This is a genomic window from Advenella sp. S44 (assembly GCF_002810445.1).
In the GTDB taxonomy this organism is placed as follows: domain Bacteria; phylum Pseudomonadota; class Gammaproteobacteria; order Burkholderiales; family Burkholderiaceae_B; genus Advenella.
In genome coordinates, this window is record NZ_NEXS01000009.1 from 321,413 (window position 1) to 345,874 (window position 24,462).

Here is a 24,462-nt window from a genome sequence, read left to right on the forward strand (position 1 = left end):
ACACGATGGTTAGCGCAGCAATCTGGTCAACGATGGAACGAATTAAACCGAGGTAAAAGCACCGTCAGAAATACAGTTGGGAACACATTGATGCACAGCTGTCCAGTCGCACTTGGCAACATACCATTACTTTAAGACAAATTACTATCATGCCGTCGGGCCCTGCTACTGCATCGCCGTCTGTATTTATCGCTTAGCTTTCCTGCCTCCAGTGCCTGGCTTCTGTCAGCCCTTTGCGCCGCATAAGGCACATTTGGTGACGGTATAGCATGCAAGGCGCGACATGATAACCGTTAAGAAACCCGTCATCGCCTCGTACGTCCTAGTCTGTCACTATTGCCATGCGCTTAATAATTGCTTGAGTCTATCGAGCGATTGTGGGTTCATTGGCCATGCAGAAGGTGGCCTTGTGGTACCGCAATCATTGCCCAGCAACTGCAACGCTGTCTTGACGACCGTGACATTCGCGCCATTGTTTTCTTCTGCACGGAGTTGTTCAAAGGGCAACATTTGGTCAATAAGCTGGTTTGCTAACGTGTAGTCGCCGGTGTCAAGCGCAGCATGAATAGCGGCACTGCGCTTTGGCGCCACATTGATCAGGCCGGAGGTAAACCCGCGAGCGCCTACCGCATAAAAAGGCGGCGCCCAAGCTTCGGCCAGTCCGCCCACCCATGCCACGTCCAGGTGCCGGGTACGCGCGATGGCATCAGCCAGCAGCAGTGGCGTTGGCGACGCCCATTTGACACCCACTACCGAGGCAATACTACAAAGCGCCTCTATGGTTTCCATGCCAATGACTTCATTGCGTAAATACAATACGAGAGGCAACCCTTGTGCCGCCTCTTCGATTCGCCGTACGTAGGCGAGGACGCCCCGTGGCGACACGAACGGATCCGGTGGCTGGTGAATCATCAGGGCATCGGCGCCGGCCGCCCGTGACGCGACGGCAAGATCGCATGCTTCCTCGATGCTGCGACCGACCCCGGCAAGTAATGGGACCCGCCCACGTATCTGCTCTGCCGCCGCAGACACCATGGCCTGGCTTTCCTGCCAGCGCAAGCTGTAGTACTCACTGGTATTGCCGTTGGCTACCAATACGTGTATGCCTGCATCAATTGCGTCATCGATAATGGGCTGCATTCGCGCCGGTTCAATATTGCCGCTGGCATCAAACGGGGTAATCAGAATGCCGGAAATACCATCAAGCGCGGCACGCACCTGCTGTCGATTGAAAGTTGCCATGTCCTCTCCTTAAGTCAAATGGCTGGAATTGTTATAAAGGCAGCACGCTGCGTCGAACACAAGCCTGCGGATCACTCTTGACTGCCGGCGCCAGTGCCGTGCCCAGGCCTGGGGCATCGGGCCGCAACAGAAACCCAGCATCCAGAACGGGTAATTCGGTCACCAGATCCCGGTAAAAAGTATTGAGAAACGCCCGCACCACTTCCTGAAAAATCGCGTTGGGCGAAGCCAGCGCCAAATGCAGGGAAGCCCATAACACCACCGGCCCGGTGCAATCGTGCGGCGCGATCGGCTTTTGATACGCATCGGCAAGACTGGCGATTTTTCTGCCCTCGCTGATGCCGCCACACCAGGATAGATCAAGCATCACGATATCCAGTGCATGAGCCGCCAGCAAGTCTCGAAACGTACTCTGGGAGGCCAGGGTTTCGCTGCCACAAACCGGAATCTGCGCCTGGTTGCGATAGTCTGCCAACAAGCCCGGACTATCCATCTTGATCGGATCCTCCGCCCAGAACGGACGATATTGCCTGAGCTCGCGCGCAATGGCAAGCGCGCTGGTCAGGTTCCACATGGAATGAAATTCGCACATGATTTCAATTCTGTCGCCGACCGCAAGCCGGATTTTCTCGAACACCTCCAGGCCCTGCCGCATGTGCCGGGCACTGACATACTGACCGCCGGTCTCGGTTGCGGCGCCATCGAAGGGCCATATTTTCATAGCCCCGAACCCTTCATCAATCAGGCTGAGCGCAAGCTCGGCGGGATCTTCGATGAACGCGATCTGGTCATCATAACGACCGCGAATTTTTTCTGTCCCGGGTTGAATCAGCCGCCGCTGGATATTTTTACTATTGTAATCAGTCCCGGCACACGTGTTGTAGGCACGCATGCGCTCATGACAGGCGCCACCGAGCAACTGGTACACGGGTTGATCAGTCACTTTGCCGAAGATGTCCCACAGGGCAATATCGATGGCCGACGCCGCCCTGCTCTCTACACCGCTGCCGTTAAAGCCCAGATAGCCACGAAAAAGCACCTTGTGCAAACGTTCTATGTCCAGCGGGTTCTCACCCAGAATCAGCGGGGCGGCCATCGAGTGCAGATAGGTTTCCACCGCTTCTGCGCCACGAAAGGTTTCACCCAGTCCCGTAATGCCTGCCTCTGTTTCTATTTCAACCCAGACCAGATTTGGCTGGGACTTCAATCTTGTGGTTTCAATACCTGTAATACGCATATTTTTTACTCTGTAGAAATGCCCTGGGTCCGAATCAATTCGGCCCACCTGTCATGCTCTGTCCTGATGTGTCCGGCAAGCACAGAGGCGGCCCCGCCAATAGGCCGAATGCCCGACTGGCTCAGTTTGCTGACCACATCCGGATCTTTCAGAGCCTCATTGAAAGCGGTATTCAATCGTTCAATGACGGCATCAGGCGTGCCTGCCGGCGCACCGACGGCAAACCATGGCTCGATGACAAACCCGTCATATCCTAATTCTTCCATCGTTGGAACATCGGGCAGATTGGCGGTGCGACTGTGCCCCGTCACGGCCAGCGCATTGACTTTTCCAGATTGGATAAAAGGCAGGATTGACGGTTCGTTGTCAAAAAAAACGTCTATCTGGCCGCCAATCAAATCGGTGATCGCCGGGCCCGACCCCTTGTAGGGAACGTGAAGCAAAGCGATATTTGCCATTTTCTTGAGTAGCTCGCCAGCCAGATGATTGGACGCCCCGACGCCTGAGGAACCATAGCTGATATCGCCCGCTTTGGCTTTTTCAATCAGCGTATTCACGCTATCGATATCAGTATTTGGTCCGGTCACGAATGCGTTGATGGACGATCCGAGCAAAATCACAGGCGCTATATCTTTGAATAAATCGAAGCCCGGATTGGCATATAGGCTGGAATTGACCGAGCAGTTACCAATGCTGCATAAAAAAATGGTGTAACCGTCTGCCGGCGAATTGATCGCCGCGACGGTTCCAATGTTGCCGGTGGCCCCGGGGCGATTATCTATCACGATTGGCTGCTGCAGATGCTTGGCTGCAGCGCTGGCGACCAGGCGCGACACCAAGTCTCCGGAGCCACCCGGCGGCACCGGCACAATCATCCTGATCGGCTTGGACGGAAATGATTGTGCGCCGGCAGTGCCGGGGCCAAATATCGCCGCGGCCAGCAGCAGGATGAATGCGCCTATCGGTTTTTTCATGCAATGTCTCCCTATAATTTTTTGGGTTATCCGCTATTTTGCGTTTATCTCTTGGCGTTTATCTCTTTATGCTTATATTAATAATATAATCATTATATGATTAAAGTCAAGCGCAGCCGCTGACGCCGTGCTCTCTGTTACGGGTATACTTGTCGCCATGTCTTCCTCCCCCTTACGAAACTTTCACCAGCAGATTGTCGACGTTCTCGGCAGCAGAATTGTTGCGGGGCAATTTGCCGAAGGCGTTCAGTTGCCCACCGAACCCGAACTGGCAGATACCTATGGCGCCAGCCGCCTGATTATCAGGGAAGCCATGAAAAGCCTGGCCGCCAAAGGTCTGGTGTCCATCCGGCCACGTACGGGGACACACGTGCTGCCGCGCTGTAAATGGAATCTTTTCGATCCGTCGGTACTGGAGTGGTATGGGCGACTGCCGCCGGACAAAAAACTGATTGCCGACTTGATGGAACTGCGGCAAGCGATTGAGCCTCAGGCGGCCCGTCTGGCAGCCATTCGGGCCTGCCCGGCCGATATCGACGCATTGCAAAATTCATACCTGGCGATGTCGGCTGCCTCCGATCAGCCTGCCTATATTCAGGCCGACTTGACCTTCCATGGCGCGGTCGTGCATGCAAGCGGCAATGTGTTTTTCCGGCAACTGGAATTGGCACTGTCTGCCGTCTGGAACATGAGCTTTCGTGCCTCCAGCGACCAATGGGGACCCGATCCGAAAGCACTCAGACTGCACAAAGCATTACTCGACGCCATTGAGTCCAGCACGCCCGAAGCGGCCGAAAAGGCCGTGTTAGCGCTGATCGACAGAGCGGTAATGCGGATAGGCAAGTGACTTGTCGCCCAATCGAAGGCGGGAAGATCGTAAAATAGATGATTGAACGACAGAACCGTATAGCAACTCACCACCCATGCCTGCAGACCCCAGTAAAATTGCAACGTCCGGCCACACTCCCATGATGCAGCAGTATCTGCGCCTCAAGCTTGAGGCCGGATCCGTGTTGTTGCTCTATCGCATGGGAGATTTCTATGAACTCTTCTATGACGATGCCGAAAAAGCAGCAAGGCTGCTAAACCTGACACTGACCAAGCGCGGCAACTCCAATGGCCAGCCCATTCCCATGGCTGGCGTGCCAGTGCATGCCATGGAGACCTACTTGGCACGTCTAGTCGCGCTGGGCGAGTCGGTAGCCATCTGCGAGCAGATTGGCGATCCGGCAACCAGTAAAGGCCCGGTTGAACGAAAAATCGTACGAATCGTCACGCCCGGTACGCTGACAGATGAGACTCTGTTGCCATCCAAGGTGGATCGCCCGCTGCTGTCGGTCTTTCTGCCGCCAAAAGGCAGAGCCCCGAAATACGGCCTGGCGTGGCTGAACCTGGCCAGTGGCCAGTTCAGGGTGACTCAGTGCGACAGGGACGCCCTGGAATCCGAAATTCATCGTATCGCGCCCGCAGAAATCGTCCACGCCGATTCCTTCACGCTGGAAACAAAATTTGCCGGTTCCATCAGCCACACCGCCGACTGGCACTATGATCTGAATGATGCAGACTCGCACCTGTGCCAGCACTTTCACATTGATTCGCTGGCCAGTTTTGGCATGACCGATATGCCTGCCGCCATTTGTGCCGCCGGTGCGTTGCTGCGCTATGTCGAGCGCACGCAAACGCAATCGCTCTCGCATGTGCAGCACATTATGGTGGATCATGCTCTCGATTATCTTGTACTGGATCCGGTCACGCGCAAGAACTTGGAAATTACCGAGACCATCAGTGGCGAGAGCCGCCCCACGCTGTTCTCCTTGCTGGACCATTGCGAGACCCCAATGGGCAGTCGCAAGCTGCGCCATTGGCTGCACCACCCGCTGCGTTCCAATCGTCAAATCCAGGCGCGCCAGACCGCCGTGACGGCCATGCTGACCGGCAGGCCCGACGCCTCGGTGCATCCGCATATTGCGCTGGACAACCTGCGCACAGAACTCAATACGTTTCCTGATCTGGAGCGCATCGCAACGCGCATCGCCTTGCGCTCGGTGCGTCCCCGCGAACTGTCCAGCCTGCGCGATGCCCTGGCGCGCCTTCCCCGGTTGCAAGCAGTTTTGCGCGACCAGCATGCCAACGCCGAACGACTTGAGGTGCTCAATAGTGAATTGGCGCTTGATGCTCATTTGCACGTGAGCCTGCAGTCCGCCATTGCCGTCGAACCGGCGGCCATGATCCGCGATGGTGGCGTGATTGCACAAGGTTTTGATGCGGAACTGGACGAGTTGCGCACGCTGGCCAGCGACAGCGGCGCTTTTCTTGTTGAGCTGGAAGCCAGGGAACGGGAACGCAGTGGCATTGCCAATCTGCGAGTCGAATTTAACCGGGTTCACGGATTTTTCATTGAAGTGTCCAGGGGCCAGGTCGACAAGGTTCCGGACGATTACCGGCGCCGCCAGACGCTCAAGAACGTTGAGCGCTATATTACGCCAGAGCTCAAGGGATTTGAAGACAAGGTGCTGTCAGCGCGCGACCGGGCGCTTTCACGAGAAAAATGGCTTTACGAGCAGTTGCTCGATACCATGCAGGATTGGGTAAAACCGCTGCAGCGTTGCGCCCAGGCCGTTGCGGAGCTGGACGTTTATCTGGCACTGGCCGGCCATGCCCGGGATAACGCCTGGGTCGCTCCCAAACTGGCTGAACAACCCGTAATCGATATCGAAGCCGGGCGCCATCCGGTGGTCGAGCACACAATTGAACAGTTCACACCCAACAGCTGCCTGATGGATCACGACAGGCGCATGCTGCTGATTACCGGCCCCAATATGGGCGGTAAATCCACCTATATGCGACAGACCGCACTGATCGTATTGCTGGCGCGCATGGGCAGTTTTGTGCCGGCCAAGGCTGCCACAATCGGTGTGATTGATCGCATTTTCACCCGTATTGGCGCAGCCGATGACCTGGCCGGCGGTCAATCCACCTTCATGATGGAGATGACCGAAGCGGCCACCATTCTGGCCGCCAGTACGCCCAACAGCCTGGTGCTGATGGATGAAATCGGCCGCGGTACGTCCACCTACGATGGCTTGTCGCTGGCCTGGGCAATCGCCTGCCGGCTGCTGGATCATAACCATGCCCTCACCTTATTTGCCACCCATTATTTTGAAATCACCCGGCTGCCGGACCTGAATCCTTCTGCGATCAATGTACACCTTGCCGCCACCGAAGCGACCAGCGGCATTGTATTTCTGCATGAAGTACAGCAAGGACCGGCCAGTCGCAGCTATGGGATTCAGGTCGCGCAGCGCGCCGGCCTGCCTGTGGCCGTTATCCGGCAGGCAAAACGCGAACTGGAGCGCCTGGAAAGCCAATCGGGCGATATTTCCCAGCTCAATCTTTTTACAGCAACGCATGAAGCCGATGACGAGCAAAGCGACAATGCGCTTGAGCTGACAGCCTTTCGCGAAGCACTGCACGAGCTGGATCCCGACAATATGAGTCCGCGCGAAGCGCTGGACGCCCTTTACAAACTACACAACCGCTTTGGCGCAGAATCATGACACCGATTGATATTGACGCACCCCTGGCATTGCTCGGCGGTCGCAGCCCCACTGAATTTATGCGCACTTACTGGCAGAAAAAGCCACTGTTGATCAGGCAGGCCATCGCCAATTTCACCAGCCCCGTGCCTGCGGCCGGACTGAAGAAACTGGCAAAGCGGGATGATGTCGAAGCGCGCCTGATCTGGCAGGAAAATGACGAGTGGAATATGGAGAGCGGCCCGTTCGCCCGCTTTCCAAAAATCGCCGAACCCAATTGGTCCCTGCTGGTGCAAAGCGTGGATTTGCATGATGACACGACTGCAGCCCTGATGCAGCAATTTCGGTTTGTTCCGGATGCGCGGCTGGACGATATCATGATCAGCCTGGCCTCCCGCCATGGCGGTGTCGGCCCGCACTTTGACAGTTATGATGTTTTTCTGCTGCAAGGAAAAGGGCAGCGCCGCTGGCGCATCAGCCGACAGAAAGACCTGTCGCTGGTACCGGATATCCCCTGCAAAATACTGCAGCATTTTGAGCCCGAAGAAGAGTTCGTGCTGGAACCGGGCGATATGCTTTATTTGCCACCGCATATTGCGCATGACGGCATTTCCCTGTCCGATGAGTGTATTACCGTGTCTATCGGTTTTCGCGCGCCCCCTCTGGCTGTACTGGCGCGCGGGCTGCTGGAGGTGGCAGCCGATCAATTGAGCGCACGCAGCGGCCTGGGCTTTGGTCCCTACTCCACACCGACGCTGCCCGGACCGGATTTATCCGGCATGTTTCGGGATAAGGGCCTACCCGCCACGACACAGCCGGCGGCGCTGCCCGATGAACTGGTCCACAGTGCCCTGGCCGCCGTTCAGAAAATTGCGTTCGACGAACGCATGGCAACGCGTTTCCTGGGATGCTGGCTGACCGAACCCAATTCGCTTACGGTCTTTCCGATTAGCCAGGACATGATCGATATCGATGACGTACTGGAACGCCAGGGCAGCCTTGCGCTGGACCGCCGCAGCCGCATGATGTACCGCGGCGCCGATTTGTTCATCAACGGCGAAGCGCTGGAGACCAAAACCAATGCCACATTCAAAAAACTGGCCGATGTCCGCGTTTTGAGCACTGCCGATCTGAAAAAAGCCAGTGCAGATACGCTGACGTTACTGCAGGAATGGTTGGACGACGGCTGGATGGTCGCGATATAACGAAAGACCCCCGGCAATGGCCGGAGCATAGCGACGCTCCTAAACAAAAATCCCCGGAATGTGTGCCTTGCCAAAAAAAACAGCACCTGCAAAAGTTGGTTTCTTAGTCCAACTTTTGCAGGTGCTGTTCAATGAGGTGCCAGGCGTCCTTGACCGTTCTTGCGAAACAACGGCCTGATTACATTCTTTCGCCCAGTACCGTCAGGATGCGACGCGCCGTGGCGCTGTTGTCGGCCTGGCCCTGTTCGTTGCGCACGGTGACGACAGACTGATTGCCTTCGGAGGTGACCACGATGGTGTAAGGCAGGGGTGTCAGATTGCCTTTGTCGCCCCACAAGCGGCTGATAAAGTTGGACGCCTGGCGCTTCTCGCCGGTGTCGGTGTCCAGGTAGCGCACAGTATAGGTTCCGGCTTGCGGATCACTGTTATCGACCGTAAAACCGGCAGAGTTGATTGCCGTGCCCACCTGGGTATAGGCCTGGTTGTGGCCCACTTGCAGGGGCAATGCAGCCACATCATCCATCACCACTGGGTGGGTAGGCGCCGTTGCGGCAGCCGCGCTTTGACGAACCTGCTGCTCAGCTTGCTCCTTGGTGGCGCCCAAAAATACCATCAGGCGCGACAGCATGGCTGCATTTAAGCCCGGATCTTCCTTGGCAGGCAGCCATTTGAACGTTGTGCTATCCCGGTCCATTGGGGTTTCAACCAGGCGTTCGTGGTTGATGAACACGAGTGTTTTGCCATTGGAGCGTTCCAGACGGGTACGGAAGCGTTCACGCTCGCCGCTGTCTTCAACCATATTGATAATGGCGCCCAGCGCACGGTTGAGCAGATTGCCCGGAATTTTTGCGCGGTTTTCGGCCCAGTCGGTCTCGATTAGCCCGGCTTGGGGGTTATCACGATTGATCGTAAAGCCCGAATCGACCCAGAAGTCAATCACTTTCGGATAAACGCGGCCTGCTTCCTGGCTGACTTCCAGCCAACGATTCGTGCCCGAACTCTGGATTTGCAGTCCGGGCGTCTCAGGCAGGACAGAGGCGCCGGATGCAGCATTGCGGTTGGCCTCGGCCACGGCCTTGTTATATTCGTTAGCCGATGCATAACCACCCGGCGCCTTGTATGACGGCTTGATCTGGGATGCAGACAGATCTGGCGGCAGGCTTAACGGGTCACCCCTTACGGTACTCTTGTAGTCAACCTGTTCGGTCTCACCCATGACTTCGTCCATGACATTACATCCTGCCAGCAGGGTAAGTGACAGTAAACCAGATACTGCAAGAAAGCGTGCATTCATACGCATATTCTCAATCCTATATTATTTGACCAGCCCGAGGTCTTTCAGGGCGGTCAGAACAGTTTCGTGATGCTGGGCGCCCAGATCACACATTGGGAGCCGATATCCGGCCTGGATCAGGCCCATTTGCACAAGCGCCCATTTGACCGGAATGGGATTGGCTTCCAGAAACAGCACTTTATTGATATGTGCCAGTTTCATATTGAGTTCTCGAGTGCGCGGGACATCTCCGGCCCGTGCTGCTACACAAAGTTCATGCATAAGCGCGGGAGCAATATTAGCCGTAACCGAGACATTCCCGTTACCGCCCAACAGCATCAGCGCTGCGGCAGTGGGATCATCGCCGCTAAAAACCTGGAAGTACTCGGGTTTGTCCCGAAACAGCAGACCCAGGCGTGCAATATCTGCCGTAGCATCCTTGATACCGATGATTCCCTGTACCTCTGCCAGCCGCAAAACCGTATCATTGGACAGATCTGCCACTGTGCGGCCCGGCACATTGTACAGCATGATCGGCAGGTCGCTTTCGCGGGCAATGGCCTCAAAATGGCGAAACAGCCCTTCCTGGGTCGGCTTGTTGTAATAGGGTACGACAGACAGGCCCGCATCGGCGCCCACTTCCCTGGCCTTTTTGGTCAGGTGAATGGCTTCTGCGGTTGAGTTGGCCCCTACCCCCGCAATCACGGGAATGCGTCCAGCCGTATGCTCCACCGCAACGCGAATTAAGTCAGTATGTTCATCCACATCTACGGTGGGAGATTCGCCCGATGTACCCACAACGACCAGACCGTCAGACCCTTGCTGGATATGCCAGTCGATCAGCTTCTTGTATGCATCGTAATCTATATCCCCATTGGGTTGCATTGGAGTCACGAGGGCAGGAAAGCTGCCGGTGAATACAGGATACGAAGAACTGTCGACCGCCATGATAGAAACGTCCAGAAAAGGTTGATATTAAATGCCTAGCATATAGCTAATTCGGTAGTTTAATTGAAATGGAAAAAATTAATAGAAAATTTAATGACAATCCCGTAAAACACGTTACAGTCGACATCGGCCCGGCATGGACTGACAGATATGGCCGGGCTTGTTTACCCGCTGCCGCGGCGCGTCGCTCGCATAAAAAGTCATGAAAAGTTAGTCGCCCAGGCCGATGGTTGCCGGGTCTGCCAATCCCCGCCGCACAATCGTGGGGGTTGCCGTGGTCAGGTCTATGACCGTGGTCGGCTGGGTCGGGCAAGGACCACTGGAAATCACACCGGCCAGCGCATGCCCGTAACGATCGGTAATCTCGTGCGGGTCATTAAGCGGCATATCCTCTCCCTCCGGGATCAGCGATGTTGACAGCAAGGGTCTACCCAGCTCTTCGATAAGCAACAGGGTGACAGGATGATCCGGGACACGAACACCGATGGTTTTCCTGGAAGGATGCGAAACCCGGCGTGGCACGTCCTTGGTGGCCTCCAGAATAAACGTCCACGGGCCGGGCGTGGCGTTTTTCAGCAAACGGTACTGGGCGTTATCCACTTTGGCGAACTTGGCGATTTCCGCCAGATCGCGCACCAGCAGCGTCAGGTGATGGCGCTCATCCAGACCGCGCAAACGGCGCAATGCATCAGCCGCCGCCTTGTCGTCAAGACGGGCGACCAGCGCGTAGCTGGAGTCAGTGGGAATGGCCATTAGCCGGCCATTATCCAGCAGTTGCGCTGCCTGTTTGAGCAAGCGTGGCTGCGGATTGACCGGGTGTACATCGAAAAGTATGGACATAGGTATTGTTTCACTCCGTGGCTGGCGATGCACCTATTGTAGCGAATTGAGTGACACGTGGTGCAGGTTCGGGTTAGAATCACGGGCTGGTTGTCTCCGTAGCTCAACTGGATAGAGCACCCGCCTTCTAAGCGGGTGGTTGTGGGTTCAAGTCCCGCCGGAGGCACCACTATACTGTCTTTTGTTGGCAAAGATGATGAGATCGTGCCCACCAGCAATAGTCCTGCTTGTGGTGTGGCGGTGCTGGAAGTGCCGCCCAACAGCAAGACCCACTTAGAATGCGGGCATGGCTTCTATTTTATAGAAAACTTAAGGCATCTCTTTTTTCACGCCCTTATTCTGCGCTATGGGACTGGCGCAAACCGCCCCACAAAAGCAATTTTGTTATTGTCAGGGTCCCGCACATAGGCCGCATAAAAGCGGTTGCCGTAACGGGGACGAAAGCCGGGTTCTCCTTCGCTGCTGCCGCCTTCACGCAAGGCAATCGCATAAAGCCGGTCTATCATGTCCGAGTCTTCCAGCTCAAACGCCGTCATGGCGCCATTGCCGACACTGGCCTTGTCTCCGTCAAAGGGATATCCGGTGAAAAACCGGGGCACGCCCGGATCCGACTTTTTTCCCCAGGAAACACAGTTGTCATCCCTGTAGCACTGTTCCATTCCCATCTGAGCAAACAGGGGTTCATAAAAACGGACTGATTGCGCCAGGTTGTTGGTTCCTACCATGGTATAGCTGATCATTTCACTCTCCGGTAATCAGGATGCACGGATGCGCTGGCCTGCAATCGCAGCCGCTGGCCGCTCAGGTAATATGGGCGCCGCGCGTCTCTACGTATACGGCATAAAGCGACTGACTGGCCGTCATGAAAAGTCGATTGCGCTTGGCTCCCCCAAAACATACGTTGGAGCAGATTTCGGGCAGCCGGATTTGTCCGATGCGCACGCCATCTGGCGCAAAAATATGCACACCATCATAACCGTCACCTCCCCAACCCGCGCTCGACCAGATATTGCCGTCCTCATCACAGCGAATCCCGTCCGCTGAACCGGACTTGCCTTCGAACTCCATGGTCACAAACGTACGCGGGTTCGTCAGCTTGGCACCGTCTATGTCAAATACCCATATCTGATTCTTTGCCGAGGGATAGTGTGAGTTTCCCGTATCGGTAACATAAAGCCTGCGATAGTCTTGGCTGAAGCACAGTCCATTGGGCTTGAACGGCTGGTCGGCCACTTTGGTGATGGCGCCGGTTTGCGCGTCAATCCGATAGACCGCTTCCTTCTGAATGGGGCTGACCGAATCGGTGCTGTCCGGGTGTCGGTTGCCTTCATATTCCATCAGCGCGCCATACCCCGGATCGGTAAACCAGATCGAACCGTCATTCGGATGCACCACGATATCGTTAGGCGCATTCAAACCTTTATTCTCGAAACTGTCGGCAAGCACCGTCACCTGCCCGTTGTGTTCATAACGTACAACGCGCCGGGTATCATGTTCGCAGGCCAGCTGCCTGCCCTGAAAGTCAAAGGTGTTGCCGTTCGAATTGCCTGAAGGCGAGCGAAAGCGACGGCCGACATGCCCGTCCTCTTCGGACCAACGCAGTTGTTCATTGTTGGGGATATCGCTCCATACCAGATAGCGGCCAACGGCATTCCAGGCGGGGCCTTCGGCCCATTGCATGCCGGTATGCAAACGCGTGATGGCCGCATTTCCCAGCTTATATTTAAACCGCTTGTCCAGTACGACGATATCGGGATCCGGATAACGCACCGGTTCGGTGTGCGCGCCAAAATCCCGTGCCATTGCCGGCTTTGCGGCAACGGCCGGTGTCAGCACCGTGGCCGCTGTCGCCGTGGCGGCAGCAAGAAAGCCCCGCCGATTGATTCCTGCGCTTGATGCCGGGCCGCGAATCGTTGCATTGTCAGCCGGTCCTGCGAACGTTTCCTGTTGCGCATGTCTCATTTATGCTTCTCCTTTGCTTGTGGTTGTCACTTATCACTGCACGACTCGGGCGCGGGCCCTGACATTCCTCTGCGTTTTTTGTCTATTGGAAATTGAAGAGGCCGCGCTCTTGGTTACTACTCAAAGCATACGATGCGTTAGCCTGTCAGGCTGTGCCAAGTGCCAACGGGGCCAACAGCACGGCATTGTCCATAAAGGCTTGCTGCGAAAAACAAAGACTCACGGCACGCGCCCTGCCCTTGCGCCGAAGCAATCGCTGTATTCAAAAAAACAAAAAGCGCCCCCTCAAAAATGCTACCCCGAAAAGCGCTTCTCTAAAAAGCCTATTCTCTTAGGGCAAGCCAATATTCAAGCGGAACAAGCCGTCCCCTTTCACGGGTACGGGCTTGTCTTTCTGGTCAATGCCGGAACCGATGCAGAACCCGATGTGGGCCTGCAGCGAACCTAGATGACCGGATCGGGCGAACCTGCATAAAGCGCGGTGTTCGTTGACGTAACCAGCATTTGATAACGTTCGAACTGCGCAAGAATATCGTTGATAACCTGGGCCGAGCTCAATCCGAGAATGTCATAGCCGCGACTACCATCGGCAAACACTGTGCGGGCCTGCCATTCATGGGGATGCACAGTTTCATTGCGTGCGGCAGCAGCCGTAAACGCCGCCATTTTTCTGGCTTCAGGCTGCACGCCGTAGACAAAATTGCGTCTGTCCTGAGCAACCACGGTAAGCCTGACCGATTCGTCTGCCGTTGCGACTTCGACATCAAGGCCGCGCTTTTTCAGTTCTTCGGCAACCTCGTGCACGGCCGGCGCAGCCACCTGCGCAATAAACCGCTCGGCATCCTCTTTTCTTGGCGTATGCATGATCGCAGACAGACGCTTGCGCCAGGATACTTCGGAGCCCGGCGCTGGTGCGGAATAGATACGTCGCCGATCCTGTCGATGCATATCGGCTTTCATGCCCTTGAGCAAACCGAACACCAGCAGTATCATGATCACGGCAAACGGCAGCGCGCTGGCCAGCGTCACCGTTTGCAGGGCTGTAAGCCCGCCGGCCAGGAGCAGCAGGGCCGCGGTTGTACCGGACAGCGCGCACCAGTAAATTCGCTGCCAGACCGGCGCATCTTCTTTGCCGCCCGCCGCCAGCGTGTCGATCACCAGCGAGCCCGAATCTGCGGATGTAACGAAGAATACGGCAACCAGAATCACTGCCAGTGTCGAGGTCAGGCCGGGCCAGGGAAGGTATTCAAAAAACTGAAACAACGCGACAGAGACATCGGCAGCCACTTCCTGCGACAACTGCCCTGCTGCTACGCCCATATCAAGAAAAATGGCGGTATTGCCAAAGACTGTCATCCACAGAAACGTAAATGTGCTGGGCACCAGCAGCACACCAAGGACGAACTCACGCACCGTGCGGCCGCGAGAGATGCGGGCAATAAACATGCCAACAAAAGGCGACCATGAAATCCACCAGGCCCAATAAAACAGCGTCCAGGACTTCATCCAGTCCTGGGCGCGAAATGCCTGGGTGGTAAATGAACGGGCAAAAAAATTGTCCAAATAAGCACCGACATTCTGCACAAAAGCATTCATCAGAAAGCTGGTCGGTCCGACAACCAGAACAAACACCATCAGAATGACCGCAACAATAAGGTTGAACTCCGACAATCTTCTGATGCCCACATCCAGCCCGCTGACCACCGACAGCGTCGCCATGGCCGTCACTACCACAATCAGGACAATCTGGAACCACGGCTCTTGCGGCGTCCCCATCAAATGCCCCAGGCCTGAACTGATTTGCAATACGCCAAAACCCATGGACGTCGCAATGCCAAAAAGCGTGCCGCACACGGCAAAGATATCCACGGTATCGCCCATCCAGCCGTTAATGCGCTTGCCCAGCAAGGGGTACAGTCCGGAACGGACTGTCAGCGGCAGGTTGTACCGAAAGCAAAAATAGGCCAGAGATAAACCGACCACGGCATAGACCGACCAGGCATGCAGTCCCCAATGAAAAAAGGTGATAACCTGGGCTTCACGCGCGGCGGCAGCGCCTTGCACCGAGCCTGACGGCGGCGCGGAAAAATGCTGCATGGGCTCGGCAACGGCAAAGAACATCAGCCCAATGCCCATGCCCGCGGCAAACAGCATGGCCATCCAGGTAAAGTAGGGATAATCGGGATCGGAGTCATCCGGACCCAGTTTGAGGTTGCCGTAGCGGCTTAGCGCCAGATAGGCAACCGCAAAAAAGAACATGGCCACTGCCAGAATATAGAACCAGCCAAAACTTTCTATGATGACGCTTTGCAGTTTGCCGAAAATTGCCTCGGCATCGGCCGGAAACAAAATTCCGACCAATAGAAACAGAACCACGATAATTGTTGACCCCCAGAATACTCTGGGATGTATCGTACTATTGAATCGGATCCCCATTTTTTTGCTCCTTTGTACGTGTGCTGCACAAGAGTGTAACATTCAACGGCGGCACTGCTCGGCAACGTCCCCGATCCTACAAGTACGGCGAAGCCAGCCAGATCAGTTTGTTCCTGAGCGTTGCCAGCAACCCCTGCTTGCGTAATGACTCAAAAGTGACGCGCTGTGCATGCACGATTTCATTGTCGATGGCATCGTTAATCCACCCTGCCAGCCGACGGTCATACACTTCGATATCAATTTCAAAATTGAGCCGCAAGCTGCGCGAATCCCAGTTGGATGAGCCAATAAGCGACCAGCTATCGTCCACGGTCATCAGCTTGGAGTGGTCAAAATTGCCCGAACCTTTCCACACCCGGCAGCCTGTCTCAATGACCTGATCGATCTGCGCCATCATGGCGTACTGGATCAGGCGTAGATTATTCTTGCCAGGAATCACGATATCGACCCGCACGCCGCGCCGGGCTGCCGTAGTCAAGGCGCCGATCAGCACCTGATCAGGCAGAAAATAGGGCGACTGGATGCGAATATGCTTTTGTGCCACCGCGCAAGCGGCCAGCAGCAGCTTATGGGTGCTTTCAATTTCGCGGTCGGGTCCGGACGGCACGCAGCGTGCGGCCATATCAGCCGGCATGAACGCCGATTCTGCAGCAACCCAGTCGCCCAATTTGAGTTGTTCGCCCGTGGAAAAAAGCCAGTCATGGCAGAACACCACAAGCAACTGGGCCACGATCGGACCTCGCATGCGAAAGTGGATGTCGCGAGCAGTTTGGTCGTGTCCGATTTCTGTCAGGAATTCTTCCCGGATATTCATACCGCCCGCAAATCCGCTGGCGCCATCAACAACCAGGATTTTGCGGTGGCAGCGCATGTTGGCGTAGGGCATGCGCCAGGTGACTGCATTGGTTTCGAAAAGCGCCACCGTCACGCCCTTCTCTCTTAGTCGATGCACAATAGTGGGATGGGAATAGCGCACGCCAATCGAGTCGATCAGTACCCGCACGCGCACGCCACGCTCAAAGGCGGCAATAAGACTGTCGGAAAAGCGGTGCCCGACAATATCGTTATCGAAAATATAAGTTTGCAGCAATACCGAATCTGTTGCCGAGTCAATGGCAGCAAGCATGGCCGGATAAGCCTGGTCCCCACCATTGAGCGGGATGATTTCGTTGCCGCCGCATAGAGGAAAACGGGTGACCGTGTCGCTGGCCCTTTTCAAGGACAGGCATTGCGCTGCCGCATAGCGGGTGAGGTCGCTGACCGTGACACTGCCATGGTCGGCGCCCTCCTTGAGCAGCCTGTCACGGTGGGACTTGATACGGGTCTGTCGGATCCGGTTAATACCCATAACAAAATACAGTACCGGCCCCAGAAACGGAGAAAAAATAACGACCCCGACCCAGGCGATGGCGGCACGCACGTCCCGCTTGGTCAGCGCAATATGCACGGCGGCCGAAACGCTCAGCCCTACGCTTACTGCGAAAATCAGATGGGTTTGATATTCAACCAGAAATTTCCACAGGGAAGACATCACAAAAGACATCCGCTTACCTTCAAAACCACTAAAAAGACAACAAAATAGTGTGTTGCACCCGTTTTTCCTTGTACGTTGAATACATACTTGTTATACTCTGACGCTTACTCGGATGGTGACTGTAGCTCAGTTGGTAGAGTCCCGGATTGTGATTCCGGTTGTCGTGGGTTCGAGCCCCATCAGTCACCCCAGTAATTTCAACAAAAACAATAATACCCTATCACAACATGCTCTACCCAGTAATCGGGTCATGGCATTCACCAAACTCTCTTAGCAAACTCTCTTAGCATTAGCACTGAATGACGCTAACCCGTAATCGCGGGATCGCATTCGTCAAATTTATTTATTCCCTGCTGGTTCTGCGAGCTCTGGCTTTATGGCGGGGTCGCATTCAGCGGCTCTACCCCATAAACCGGGGATGGGTATTCACCAAACTCGATTCATCACTCCATCCCAACCGCATCGGGCCAAGCCCCTCGGCCGGTCATTCTCAAAATTTCTTAACCATACGCTATCGGGCAATACTGGCACGGTGGACGCTGCCCGTGCCGGAGCCAGACCTGACTGTCTCGCTGGTGTTGCACGCCTTCGACGACAACACCACAGGGACGCCTTTCTTATCGGTCGTTTCCTTAGACTCCTGAAGAGTTTAAGTCCTTACTCTTCTGGCTGCTCATCCGATTTGCGGTTCAATTTCCATACTGATACCAGTGCCGACATGAAAAAGGCCAGCAGCAGCCCCGCCATGGCGGCCACCAGAAAGTTATGCAGCCAGAACCACAACACGATAGTCAGCACGAAGGCCGTCGACAGCGGCCTGGCCGCCATGCCAGAGAGACACTGCCCCAGCCTTTCAAAAACACCTTTCACTCTTTTTCCTCGATTCTTGCGCTTTGTTGCGCTAGCGACTAACATCACTCTAGGGCATACCCTGATTCATGCTGTTTTTATTTCCTTTTTTCAGGAAATCGCTTAAGTTTACGTTAACGTCAATTCGTTAATGCGCCATTAACTTCATTGCCAGCCTGACAGCGGTTTTACCACGATTGCAGCATAGTGAGGAACTGCAATCAGGAAAGCAAAAACGTTGCGCCAGCCTGACTGGCACGATGACGATATAGCGCCAGCCGAAAGGGTGGTGGACATTTCGGGTACGGGCACAAGATCCACAAGATACTTGCCAGCCACACCCCCGGAACCATGCGTACCCATGCATATGATTCATATCGGAGACAACACAATGAATGCCCCCCTACCTAAAGTGGCACAGGATGCCCTGAACAATACCACCATTGACGACAAATATAGCCTTGAAAGAGGTCGCGTCTATATGAGTGGCACCCAGGCGCTGGTGCGTCTGCCCATGCTGCAGAAAGACCGGGACCGGCGCGCCGGACTGGACACCGGCGGTTTCATATCCGGGTACCGCGGCTCGCCCCTGGGCAATTTGGACTTGAGTCTGTGGAAGGCAAAAAAATACCTCGCCGAACATGAAATCTCTTTCCAGCCCGGCGTCAACGAAGAGCTTGGCGCCACCGCAGTTTGGGGTTCACAACAAGTCAATCTGTTTCCTGGCGCGACCAAACAGGGCGTCTTTGCCATGTGGTATGGCAAGGGACCCGGCCTGGACCGCTCCATGGATGTATTCAAACATGCCAACTCGGCCGGCTCCAGCCAGTTTGGCGGCGTGCTGCTGCTGGCGGGCGATGACCATGCGGCCAAATCATCCACCGTTGCCTACCAGTCCGAGCATAACTTGCAATCGGCCGGCATTCCCGTTCTGTACCCCAGCAATGTGCAGGAATATCTGGACTTCGGCGTGCATGGCTGGGCCATGAGCCGCTATTCCGGCCTGTGGGTCGCCATGAAATGTGTTACCGACGTCATTGAATCGAGCTCGTCGGTCGAACTGGATCCGGATCGCGTCCAGACCATTACCCCCACCGATTTTGAGATGCCCGACGGTGGGCTGTCCATTCGCTGGCCCGATCCCCCGCTGGATCAGGAAGCCCGACTGAATAATTACAAATTCTACGCAGCGCTGGCCTACGTGCGCGCCAACAAGCTGGACAAAATCATTTTTGATTCGCCCAAGGCCCGGTTTGGCATCATGACTGCCGGCAAAGCCTATCTGGATGTGCGCCAGGCGCTGACAGACCTGGGGCTGGATGAAGCCACCTGTGCCGATATCGGTATCCGGCTGTATAAAGTGGGCTGCGTCTGGCCGCTGGAAGCCCAGGGCGCCCGGCACTTTGCCGAAGGGCTGGATGAGATTCTGGTCGTTGAAGAAAAACGCCAGATCATGGAATACGCCCTGAAGGAAGAACTGTATAACTGGCGCGACGACGTGAGGCCCGATGTCTACGGAAAATTTGACGCACGCGACGATGGCGGCGGCGAATGGTCTGTGCCGCGCGGCAAATGGCTGCTGCCGGCCAATTACGAACTGTCCCCTGCCATTATTGCCAAGGCCATTGCCAAGCGCCTGGAGAAACATGCCCTGCCGGACGAAGTACGCGCCCGCATTCAGGCACGCATTGCCATTATTCACGCCAAGGAGCAGGATGCCAAGCGCCCTGTCGTCGTGCAGGATCGCAAGCCCTGGTTTTGTTCGGGCTGTCCGCATAATACGTCAACACGGGTTCCCGAAGGCTCGCGCGCTGTTGCAGGTATCGGCTGCCATTACATGACTATCTGGATGGATCGCAGCACCGACACCTTTACGCAGATGGGCGGAGAAGGCGTGCCCTGGATCGGCCAGAAAGACTTTACAACCACCAAGCATATTTTTGCCAATCTGGGTGACGGAACCTATTTTCACTCGGGCATCCTGGCTGTTCGCGCATCCATTGCCGCCAAAGTCAATATCACCTACAAGATTTTGTACAACGATGCCGTTGCCATGACCGGCGGACAGCCGGTGGACGGCACCCTGACGGTCCCCCAGATCAACGATCAGCTGCACGCCGAAGGCGCCAGTCGCATCGTCATAGTCACCGATGAACCGGAAAAGTATAAAGGCGTGCGCCTGACCGGCGACCCCACCGTGTATCACCGCGATTCGCTTGATGATGTTCAATTGGAGCTGCGTGATACCGAAGGCACGACCATCCTGATTTATGACCAGACCTGCGCGACCGAGAAACGCCGGCGTCGCAAACGCAATGCGTATCCCGACCCCGACCGTCGCGTCTTTATTAACGAAGCGGTCTGCGAAGGCTGCGGCGATTGTGGGGTCAAATCCAACTGTCTTTCCGTGGAACCGGTTGATACACCCATGGGCAGCAAGCGTCGCATCAACCAGTCTTCGTGCAACAAAGATTATTCATGTCTTAATGGCTTCTGCCCCAGTTTTGTCACCGCCGAAGGCGCCAAGGTGCGCAAGCCGCAAACGGCCACGCTGTCTTTTGAAAAAATAGAAACCGATATTGCTGCCCCTGCCATGCCGGCGATCGAGCGCTCCTACAACATTCTGGTACCGGGCGTGGGCGGAACCGGCGTGGTGACCATCGGCGCCCTGCTGGGCATGGCGGCACACCTGGAAGGCAAAGGCGTCAATGTCCTGGATATCACGGGACTGGCACAAAAAGGCGGCGCTGTCGTCAGCCATGTACAAATCGGCAACCAGCCGGCAGACCTGCATTCGACCCGCATCGGCATGGGCGAAGCCGACCTGATAATCGGCTGCGACGCCATTGTCGCCGCGTCCCGTGAAATCACCTCAAAAACCCGCAAGGGCATCACGGTTGCAGCCATCAACAGCGCCAAGGTGCCGACAGCGGAAGTTTTCCAGAATCCCAAATGGCAGTTCCCTTCTGCCATTACTGAAGCCGACATGCTGGATCTGCTGGGCAACGAAAAATGTGACTTCCTCGATGCCAATGGCTACGCGGTCGCCTTGTTGGGGGATGCGATTTTTGCCAATCCGTTGATGATGGGTTATGCCTGGCAAAAAGGATGGATCCCCCTGCACCACGAAAGCCTGGCGCGCGCCATTGAGCTCAATGGCGTTGCGGTAGACAAGAATCTGTCCGCCTTTGAGTGGGGCCGTTATCTGGCGCATCATGGCCTGCAGTCTGTGCCGCTTGCAGGTGGCAAACGTACGGCACGCCATGAGAATCTGATCAGCATGCCCGAGAGCACCGAGTCCCTGGTCAAGCGCCTTGAACAACACTTGACCAGATATCAAAACAACCGCTACGCACAGCGCTTTACGCAGGCTGTCGCGCGTATCCGCGACACGGAAAGAAAGCTGGGGATTCGCAACGATATCCTCACCCAGGCAGTGGCACGCAATCTGGCCAAACTGATGAGCTACAAGGATGAATATGAAGTGGCACGCCTGTACACCGACCCGGCATACTTTGACAAACTGCGCGAACAATTTGAAGGAGAACCGGGACGCGACTATGCCCTGCATGTGCATTTAGCGCCGCCCGCGTTCAGCAAAAAAGATAAAAAAGGCCACTTGATCAAGAAGAAATACGGCCCCTGGGTGCTGAAAGCCTTCGTCGTTCTGGCGCGTCTGAAGTCCTTGCGCGGCACCGCACTTGACCCGTTTGGCCGTACTGCAGAACGGCGCGCCGAGCGTGCCCTGGTCGAGAATTATTTCGATTTACTGGACGAGTTCAATCACAGCCTGAACGAGACCAATTACGATGCGGCGGTTCAGTTGGCTGTCCTGCCAGACGACATACGCGGTTACGGCCATATCAAGGAAGCCAATATGGAAAAAGCCGCCATTCGCCGGACCCAACTGCTGCAGATGTATCGCCGCGCAGTACTAAGCAAGGCCGCATAACACCGCCCCAGGGCCTCAATGTTGTGACGCGCCGATAAGGCAGCACACATTGCGCCCGGCTGCGGACCAAAGGATTCGAAACTTTGATGCACACCGCTTTATCGTCAGAAGTTACAAAGCCGGCGCCGTTCGTCACTATAATGGTGGGTTTGATAACTCTTTTTCGGAGCCCTTATGAAAACCAAGTCCGTACTCGATCAGCAAGACGTACAAAAAATCCTTGATGCGGCAGCCGCACATGCGACGCAAAACAACTGGGCCGTGACGATCGCCGTTACCGACGATGGCGGCCATTTACTGGGACTCAAACGCCTTGACGGCGCAGCTCCGATATCGGCCCATATCGCGCCGGCCAAGGCGCATACTGCCGCATTGAGTCAACGCGAAACCAAAGGCTATGAAGATATGATCAATAATGGTCGGGTGTCCTTTTTGTCTGCGCCAGCCATTGAAGGCATGCTTGAAGGTGGCGTACCCGTTATTGTTGACGGCCAAACCATTGGCGCGGTCGGCGTATCGGGCGTTCAGGCAAGCCAGGATGCGGAAATCGCAAAAGCCGGCATTGCGGCAATTGCTGCCTGAGTAACAAGTATTGGAGCCAGCCGCAGCGCCGGCTCCATGCCGGGCGGCGCGCCGCCGCAAATCGCAGCGGCCCGTTTTTAGTGGGATCGGCAACGATCGAATGGGTGCACATGCGTACGCAAACGCACGTAAATCCAGTCAATATTGTTATTCAGCAACCTCAAAATGGGTCTGAATAAATCAGGGCAATCACCTATATCGTGCATTTTTCGCTGCACTGCACACAATATAGCGGTATGATATTTACCCCTCGCATAACATTCATTGTGCTTCCGGCTCTTTTTCACGCAACTTTCTTTGCGTTGAAGTGACTCCGGCGCGAATGCGTTTGCCCCCTGAAACCCTTAACCTGCTCATTAAATTCAATTCATATGACATATATTGATACGACGCTGGCCCGTCTGGCCAAATCCAGCCCATCGCAATCGGAGTTCTATCAGGCAGTCCGCGAAGTGCTGGAATCGCTGTCCCCTTTGTTCGACAAAGAAAAACACTATCTGGATCAGAACATTATTGAGCGCATCGTTGAGCCGGAGCGTCAGATTATGTTTCGGGTAACCTGGGTAGACGACAAGGGCAAAATCAATGTCAATAAGGGTTATAGAGTTGAATTTAACTCCGCCATCGGTCCTTACAAAGGCGGGTTGCGTTTTCATCCCAGCGTGTCATCGAGCATCATCAAATTCCTTGGCTTTGAGCAAACGTTCAAAAACTCGCTTACCGGCCTGGCTATCGGCGGCGGCAAAGGCGGCAGCGATTTCGATCCCAAAGGCAAATCAGATAATGAAATCATGAGCTTTTGCCAGGCCTTTATGTCTGAGCTTTACCGCCATATTGGCCCTACCATTGATGTGCCCGCCGGCGATATCGGCGTGGGTGGACGTGAAATCGGCTATCTTTTCGGCCAGTACAAGCGCCTGACGGGTCGCTACGAAGGTGTACTTACCGGCAAGCGCGTTCCATGGGGCGGCTCGCTGGTCCGCACGGAAGCCACGGGTTACGGGGCTGTCTATTTTGCCCTGAACATGTTGCAACACGCGGGTGACCATATGGACGGCAAGGTGTGCGCTGTGTCTGGCGCTGGTAACGTTGCCATCTATACCATCGAAAAATTGTATCAGTTGGGGGCAAGACCGGTAAGCTGCAGCGATTCGCGTGGCATGATCTATCACAAGACCGGCATCAACCTGGAAACCCTGAAACGCTTGAAGGAACACCAGCAGGCGCCGCTGCAAGAGTATTTGGAAGCGCATCCCGATGCGGTGTTCAAGCCCGTGACCGATTACGCAGCAGGTCGCAATGAGGTCTGGTCAGTGCCATGTGATCTGGCCTTCCCCAGCGCGACACAGAACGAACTGAACCAGGCTGATGCCCTCGCCCTGCTGGCCAATGGCTGCAAACTGGTCGCCGAAGGCGCCAATATGCCTTCCACACCGGAGGCCATCGAGGAATTTATCAAGGCAGGCATTCATTATGCGCCGGGCAAGGCAGCCAATGCCGGCGGCGTGGCCACCAGCCAGCTCGAAATGGCCCAGAATTCAGCCATGATCCAATGGACCTTTGATGAGGTCGACCTGCGCCTGAAAAAGATCATGCAAAATATTTTCATCACAGCGTCTGAAACAGCAGATGAATTCAATGAACCGGGCAATCTGGCGCTTGGCGCCAATATTGCTGGTTTTCGCAAAGTCGCCGACGCCATGATAGATCAGGGCGCCGTCTGATTTAACGTAATGCGCGCTGCCAGATTGCTCTTATTCGCCATCGGCAGCGGCACGCTGTAATCTGTAAGCTGCAAGCTGTAATTTACGATTTGTATTCTACGTTCTGCTGGCTGCGATCTTTAATCTGCGCAGCGACCTGCGGGCGGGCAATCTTCTAGCAGCAATCGC

Annotated in this window: 17 protein-coding genes and 2 tRNA genes; 8 read left to right on the forward strand and 11 right to left on the reverse strand. The window is 55.4% G+C overall.

The features are described from left to right. Positions 1-333 precede the first annotated feature (333 nt). The 3 genes from CAP48_RS15325 to CAP48_RS15335 are packed head-to-tail and all read right to left on the reverse strand — an operon-like array spanning position 334 to position 3,453. Positions 334-1,242: a dihydrodipicolinate synthase family protein gene (locus CAP48_RS15325; protein ID WP_100698233.1), complete on the reverse strand. Its 909-nt coding sequence runs from the start codon at positions 1,240-1,242 to the stop codon at positions 334-336. 31 nt (positions 1,243-1,273) lie between these two features. Beyond that, complete coding sequence (locus CAP48_RS15330; RefSeq protein ID WP_100698235.1) at positions 1,274-2,479, reverse strand: mandelate racemase/muconate lactonizing enzyme family protein; 1,206 nt, start codon at positions 2,477-2,479, stop codon at positions 1,274-1,276. A gap of 5 nt (positions 2,480-2,484) precedes the next feature. Then, complete coding sequence (locus CAP48_RS15335; RefSeq protein ID WP_100698237.1) at positions 2,485-3,453, reverse strand: tripartite tricarboxylate transporter substrate binding protein; 969 nt, start codon at positions 3,451-3,453, stop codon at positions 2,485-2,487. A 157-nt stretch (positions 3,454-3,610) separates the two neighbouring features. Between CAP48_RS15335 and CAP48_RS15340 the strand changes: the two genes are divergently transcribed. From CAP48_RS15340 to CAP48_RS15350, 3 genes are all read left to right on the forward strand, one after another. Further along, complete coding sequence (locus CAP48_RS15340) at positions 3,611-4,300, forward strand: FadR/GntR family transcriptional regulator (RefSeq protein ID WP_100698239.1); 690 nt, start codon at positions 3,611-3,613, stop codon at positions 4,298-4,300. Between the two features lie 76 nt (positions 4,301-4,376). Beyond that, the gene (gene mutS / locus CAP48_RS15345) at positions 4,377-7,010 is read left to right on the forward strand and encodes a DNA mismatch repair protein MutS (RefSeq protein ID WP_242444516.1); all 2,634 of its coding nucleotides are present in this window, start codon (positions 4,377-4,379) and stop codon (positions 7,008-7,010) included. Further along, the gene (locus tag CAP48_RS15350; protein WP_100698241.1) at positions 7,007-8,194 is read left to right on the forward strand and encodes a JmjC domain-containing protein; all 1,188 of its coding nucleotides are present in this window, start codon (positions 7,007-7,009) and stop codon (positions 8,192-8,194) included. Before mutS ends, CAP48_RS15350 begins: the two co-directional genes overlap by 4 nt. 178 nt (positions 8,195-8,372) lie before the next feature. On the opposite strand, the gene bamC is transcribed toward CAP48_RS15350, so the two are convergent. From bamC to CAP48_RS15365, 3 genes are all read right to left on the reverse strand, one after another. Beyond that, positions 8,373-9,494, reverse strand: a complete 1,122-nt coding sequence (bamC, locus tag CAP48_RS15355; RefSeq protein WP_100698243.1) for an outer membrane protein assembly factor BamC — start codon at positions 9,492-9,494, stop codon at positions 8,373-8,375. Positions 9,495-9,509: 15 nt separating this feature from the next. Then, entirely contained in the window at positions 9,510-10,415 is a 906-nt protein-coding gene (dapA, locus tag CAP48_RS15360) for a 4-hydroxy-tetrahydrodipicolinate synthase (RefSeq protein ID WP_100698245.1), read from the reverse strand. Between the two features lie 210 nt (positions 10,416-10,625). Continuing rightward, positions 10,626-11,255: an L-threonylcarbamoyladenylate synthase gene (locus CAP48_RS15365; RefSeq protein WP_100698247.1), complete on the reverse strand. Its 630-nt coding sequence runs from the start codon at positions 11,253-11,255 to the stop codon at positions 10,626-10,628. Between the two features lie 92 nt (positions 11,256-11,347). On the opposite strand from CAP48_RS15365, the gene CAP48_RS15370 reads away from it, so the two are divergent. Then, positions 11,348-11,424, forward strand: a tRNA-Arg gene (locus CAP48_RS15370). A 175-nt stretch (positions 11,425-11,599) separates the two neighbouring features. Here the strand turns inward: CAP48_RS15370 and CAP48_RS15375 are convergent. The 4 genes from CAP48_RS15375 to CAP48_RS15395 all read right to left on the reverse strand — a co-directional run bounded on the left by CAP48_RS15375 (position 11,600) and on the right by CAP48_RS15395 (position 17,184). After that, entirely contained in the window at positions 11,600-11,995 is a 396-nt protein-coding gene (locus CAP48_RS15375) for a VOC family protein (protein WP_100698249.1), read from the reverse strand. 61 nt (positions 11,996-12,056) lie between these two features. Continuing rightward, positions 12,057-13,217, reverse strand: coding sequence for an SMP-30/gluconolactonase/LRE family protein (locus CAP48_RS15380; RefSeq protein ID WP_100698251.1), 1,161 nt, complete (start codon positions 13,215-13,217; stop codon positions 12,057-12,059). Positions 13,218-13,661: 444 nt separating this feature from the next. Next, the gene (locus CAP48_RS15390; RefSeq protein WP_100698255.1) at positions 13,662-15,653 is read right to left on the reverse strand and encodes a BCCT family transporter; all 1,992 of its coding nucleotides are present in this window, start codon (positions 15,651-15,653) and stop codon (positions 13,662-13,664) included. 76 nt (positions 15,654-15,729) lie between these two features. Beyond that, a complete protein-coding gene (locus CAP48_RS15395; RefSeq protein ID WP_100698679.1) occupies positions 15,730-17,184 on the reverse strand; it encodes a phospholipase D-like domain-containing protein in 1,455 nt (484 codons plus the stop codon). A gap of 118 nt (positions 17,185-17,302) precedes the next feature. Here CAP48_RS15395 and CAP48_RS15400 point away from each other — a divergent pair. Next, a tRNA-His gene (locus CAP48_RS15400) sits at positions 17,303-17,378 on the forward strand. Positions 17,379-17,844: 466 nt separating this feature from the next. On the opposite strand, the gene CAP48_RS20115 is transcribed toward CAP48_RS15400, so the two are convergent. Then, positions 17,845-18,057, reverse strand: a complete 213-nt coding sequence (locus CAP48_RS20115; RefSeq protein ID WP_153045716.1) for a hypothetical protein — start codon at positions 18,055-18,057, stop codon at positions 17,845-17,847. Positions 18,058-18,427: 370 nt separating this feature from the next. On the opposite strand from CAP48_RS20115, the gene CAP48_RS15410 reads away from it, so the two are divergent. The 3 genes from CAP48_RS15410 (at position 18,428) to gdhA (ending at position 24,294) form a co-directional block, all read left to right on the forward strand. Next, positions 18,428-21,988 carry an indolepyruvate ferredoxin oxidoreductase family protein gene (locus CAP48_RS15410; protein ID WP_100698681.1) on the forward strand — a complete coding sequence of 1,187 codons (3,561 nt, stop codon included), beginning with the start codon at positions 18,428-18,430 and terminating at the stop codon, positions 21,986-21,988. A 174-nt stretch (positions 21,989-22,162) separates the two neighbouring features. Continuing rightward, positions 22,163-22,570 (forward strand): heme-binding protein, encoded by a 408-nt coding sequence (locus tag CAP48_RS15415; protein ID WP_100698259.1) that lies wholly within the window; start codon positions 22,163-22,165, stop codon positions 22,568-22,570. Positions 22,571-22,941: 371 nt separating this feature from the next. Continuing rightward, positions 22,942-24,294 carry an NADP-specific glutamate dehydrogenase gene (gdhA, locus tag CAP48_RS15420; protein ID WP_100698261.1) on the forward strand — a complete coding sequence of 451 codons (1,353 nt, stop codon included), beginning with the start codon at positions 22,942-22,944 and terminating at the stop codon, positions 24,292-24,294. Positions 24,295-24,462: the final 168 nt, after the last annotated feature.